Source organism: Kitasatospora sp. NPDC057512, from assembly GCF_042802135.1.
Lineage (GTDB): Bacteria > Actinomycetota > Actinomycetes > Streptomycetales > Streptomycetaceae > Kitasatospora.
The window spans coordinates 1-4,750 of sequence record NZ_JBHVET010000674.1 but is presented as its reverse complement, the minus strand read 5'-3'; the positions used below and the strand labels follow the sequence as shown (position 1 = coordinate 4,750).

Here is a 4,750-nt window from a genome sequence, read left to right as displayed (position 1 = left end):
GCGTTGGCCCTCCTCGACGCGTCGGGGGAGCCGGTGGGGCTGGTCGAGGCGGTGGAGCTGCGCCCGGTCGCGGCGGGGCGCCCCGCCGACCCGGCCGCCGCCGCGCGCGACTCGCTGTTCGCCCTCGGCGGGGAGCCACTGCGGGAACCGCTGCGGGAGCCGGTGCGGGAGCCGGTGTCAGAGCCGTCCGCCGCGCCGGTGCCGGTCGTTCCGTGGGACGCCCTCGACCCGGACGCGCCGCTCGCGGCGGCCGACCCGGCCAGGCCCACCGTGGTGAGCTGCCCGACCGGACCGCACGGACCGCACGGACCGCACGACGCCACCGACCCGGCGACGGCGGCCAGGAACGCCGTCCACCGCACCCGGGACCTGCTCGCCCGGTGGCTCGCCGAGGACCGGCTCGCCGGGTCCCGCCTGGTGATGGTCACCCGGGGCGCGGTCGCCGTGCGGCCCGGTGAGACCGTCCGGGACCTCGCCCAGGCGGCGGTCTGGGGCCTGGTGCGCACCGCCCAGGTCGAGCACCCCGGCCGGCTCACCCTGGTCGACCTGGCCCCCGAAGCTCCCGCGACCCCCGGCACCACCACGGCCCCCGGCACCCCCGAGGTCCCGGCCGCCGTACTGACCCCGGAGGAGAACCAGCTGGCCGTCCGCGACGGCGCCGTCCTGGTGCCCCGACTGGTGTCCGCCGTGGGTGATCCCGCGCTGCGGCCCCCCGAGGACGCGGCGGCCTGGCACCTGGACATCCCCGAGCGCGGCACCCTCGCCGGCCTGGAGCTGCGCCCCTGCCCCGAGGCCGCGGCCGAACCCGGCCCCGGCCGGGTCCGGGTCGCGGTCCGCGCCGCCGGGCTCAACTTCCACGACGTCCTGGGCGCGCTCGACATGCACCCCGGCGATCCGGGCCCGCTCGGCCTGGAGGGCGCGGGCGTGGTCACCGCGACCGGGCCCGGGGTCACCGGCCTGGCCGTCGGCGACCGGGTGACGGGCCTGTTCCCGGCCGCGTTCGGCACGGTGGCCCAGGCCGACCACCGCACCCTGGTCAGGATCCCGGACGACTGGTCCTTCACCCGGGCCGCCGCCGTGCCGGTCGCCCACCTGACCGCCCTGCACGCCCTGGTCGAACTGGGCGGCGTGGGCGCGGGGGACCGGGTGCTGATCCACGCCGGGGCGGGCGGCGTCGGCCTGGCCGCCGTCCAGCTGGCCCGGCACCTGGGTGCGGAGGTCTTCGCGACCGCGAGCCCCGCCAAGTGGCCCGCGCTGCGCGCCCTCGGCCTGGACGACGACCACCTCGCCTCCTCCCGCGAGCCCGGCTTCGGCGCCCGCTTCGGCGAAGGCCTCGGTGCCGGCCCGGAGACGGGCGACCGGCGGATGGCGCTCGTCCTGAACTCGCTGACCGGCGAGCTCGTCGACGAGTCGCTGCGGCTGCTGCGTCCCGGCGGGCTCCTGGTCGAGCTCGGCCGGACCGAACAGCGCGACCCGGCCGAGGTGGCCGCCGCGCACCCCGGCGTGCGCTACCGGGCGTTCAACCTGCTCCAGCTGCCGCCCGAGCACCTCGCCCGCCTGCTGGAGCGGACGGTCGAGCTGTTCGCCCTGGGCGCGTTCGGCTGGCCCGCCGTCACCGACCTGGACGTCCGGCGGGCGCCCGAGGCCTTCGGGCTGCTGCGCCAGGGCACCCACGTCGGCAAGGTCGTGCTCACCGTCCCGCCGGTCCTCGACCCGGACGGAACCGTCCTGATCACCGGCGGGACGGGCGCCATCGGCCGGGCCGTGGCGCGGCACCTGGTCACCGGGCACGGCGCCCGGCGGCTCCTGCTGGCCGGCCGCCGGGGAGGCGACGCGCCGGGAGCCGTCGAGCTGGCGGCCGAACTGACCGCGCTCGGCGCCGAGGTGGCGTTCGCGGCCGTGGACGTCGCCGACCGGGCCGCCGTCGCCGCGATGATCGCGGCGGTCCCCGCCCGGCACCCGCTGACCGCCGTGGTCCACGCCGCCGGCGTGGTGGACGACGCGCCCGTCACCTCGCTCACCCCCGCGCAGATCGACCGGGTGATGCGGGTCAAGGCCGACGGCGCCTGGCACCTGCACGAGCTGACCGCCGGTCACCCGCTCACCGCCTTCGTCCTGGTCTCCTCGGTGATGGGGACGCTCGGCGGCGCCGGCCAGGGCGGCTACACCGCCGCCAACGCCTTCCTCGACGCGCTCGCCCGGCACCGTCGCGCCCAGGGCCTGCCCGCCCTCGCGCTGGCCTGGGGCCTGTGGGGCGACCGGGACGGCATGCTGGGCGCCCTCGGGGACGCCGACCGCGCCCGGTTCGCCCGGGCCGGGCTGGTGGAGATCGCCCCCGAGCACGGCCTGGCCCTGCTGGACGCGGCGCTGCCGTCACCGCACGCCGTCCTGGTGCCCGCCCGGCTCGACCGCGAGGTCCTGCGCGACCTCGGACCGGACCTCCCGCCGGTGCTGCGCGAGGTCGTGGCGGCCGCCGGGGCGGGGCGGGGCGGGAACGGCCCGACGCCACGGCGGCACCGCCCGCTGCGCGAGGAGCTGGGCGGCCTGACCGCCGGTGAACGCGCCGACGTCCTGGCCGACCTGGTCCGGACCCACATGGCCGCCGTCCTGGGCTCCCGGCCCGAGGCGATCCCGGACGACCGGCCGTTCGGCGAGCTCGGCTTCGACTCGCTCACCTCGGTCGAGTTCCGCAACCGCCTCGGCACGGCGACGGGGCTCAAGCTCCCGCTCACCCTGCTGTTCGAGGCGCCGACGCTGCCCGAGCTGGTCGCCGTCCTGGACGCCGGGCTCGCCCCGCCCGTCCGGGAGAGCGGGCCCGCTCAGGGAACCGGGCCCGAGCCGGCCGCCGGGGAGCCCACTGGGGAGCCCGACGAGGACGCGACGGCCCTCGACGAGGACGTGGCGGCCCTCGTCGAGGCCGCGACCGCCGAGGAGCTCCTCGACTTCATCGACCGCGAGCTCATCTGACCCCGGTCCTCTGACCCCGGTCCGCCCGCCCCACCCCCACCCCCTACGACCACGAGCCCACCAGATCCCCACGGAGGACCGATCCGTCATGGCATCAGCATCGGACGAGAAGCTGCTCGGATACCTCAAGCGCCTCACCCTCGACCTGCACGAGGCGCGCGGGCGCCTGCGCGAGCTGGAGGAGGGGGAGCGGGAGCCGATCGCGATCGTCGGCATGGCGTGCCGGTACCCGGGCGGGGTCGACTCGCCCGACGCGCTGTGGCGGCTGCTGGCCGAGGGCGGGGAGACCGTCGGCGCCTTCCCCCGTGACCGGGGCTGGGAGGAGGGGCTGCACGACCCCGAGGGCGGTGGCCGGAGCCTGACCGGTTCCGGCGGATTCCTGTACGACGCGGCCGAGTTCGACGCCGGCTTCTTCGGGATCAGCCCGCGCGAGGCGCTGGCCATGGACCCGCAGCAGCGGTTGCTGCTGGAGACCGCCTGGCGGGCCTTCGAGGACGCCGGGATCGACCCGGAGTCGGTGCGCGACACCGAGACCGGCGTGTTCGCCGGTCTGTCGAACCTCGACTACGGGCTGGGGCGCGGCGAGGTGCCCGAGGAGGCCGAGGGCTTCCTGACCACCGGGGCGGTGGGCGGCGCGGCGTCCGGCCGGATCTCGTACACGCTCGGCCTGCGCGGTCCGGCGATCACCGTGGAGACGGCCTGTTCGTCCTCGCTGGTCGCGCTGCACCTGGCCGTCCGGTCGCTGCGCGGCGGCGAGTGCACGATGGCGCTGGCGGGCGGCGCGACGATCATGTCCACCCCGCAGCTGTTCACCGAGTTCACCAGGATGCAGGGCGTGGCGCCGGACGGCCGGTGTCGCCCGTTCTCCGCCGGGGCCGGCGGCAGCGGGCTCTCCGAGGGTGTGGGCGTGCTGCTGCTGGAACGGCTGTCGGACGCGCGGCGGCGCGGCCACCCGGTGCTGGCCGTGGTGCGCGGCAGCGCGGTGAACCAGGACGGTGCCAGCAACGGCTTCACCGCGCCGAGCGGGTCCGCGCAGCAGCGGGTCATCCGGCAGGCGCTGGCGGACGCGCGGCTGTCGCCCGGCGACGTCCAGGTGGTGGAGGCGAGCAGCACCGGCACGGAGCTCGGCGACCCGATCGAGGCGCGCGCCCTGCTGGCCGCCTACGGGCAGGACCGGGACCGGCCGCTGCGGCTGGGCTCGTTGAAGCCCAACATCGGGCACTCCCAGGCGGCGGCGGGCGTCGCCGGGGTGATCAAGACGGTGCTGTCGATGCGTCACGGCACCCTCCCCGCCACCCTGTACGCGGACGATCCCACCCCGCACGTCGACTGGTCGGCGGGCGCGGTCGAGCTCGTCGCCGAGCCGGCCGCCTGGCCGCGGACGGCCGGGCCCAGGCGGGCCGGGGTGTCCTCGCAGGGCATCAGCGGCACCAACGCCCACGTGATCATCGAGGAGGCCCCGGCCGCCCCGGCCGAGGCTGGGGAGACCGGGGACGGGGAGGCCGGTCCGGGCGGGCCGCGGCTGCTGACCCTGTCCGCCAAGTCGTCGGCCGCGCTCGCCGAACTCACCGACCGCTACACCGAGTTGCTCGCCGACGACGGGCCCGGTGCGGCCGGCGGGTTCGGGTTGGCGGCGGTCTGCCGGGCCACCGGTCTCGGCCGGGCGCACTTCCCGCACCGGCTGACGGCCGTCGCCTCCTCGGCCGCCGAGCTGCGGGACCTCCTCCTGCGGACCCGCCGGGGGGAGGAGCCGCCGCCCGGGGTCCGGGTCGGTACCCGGACC

Annotated in this window: 1 protein-coding gene and 1 pseudogene; both read left to right on the top strand. The window is 77.7% G+C overall.

Annotated features, from left to right (window positions below; genetic code table 11):
• Positions 1 to 2,967, top strand: a 2,967-nt coding sequence (locus ACFU6K_RS31655) for an SDR family NAD(P)-dependent oxidoreductase (RefSeq protein ID WP_380668861.1), incomplete at its 5' end; no start/stop codon positions are given.
• Between the two features lie 94 nt (positions 2,968 to 3,061).
• Positions 3,062 to 4,750, top strand: a pseudogene (locus tag ACFU6K_RS31650) (type I polyketide synthase); the annotation flags it as partial.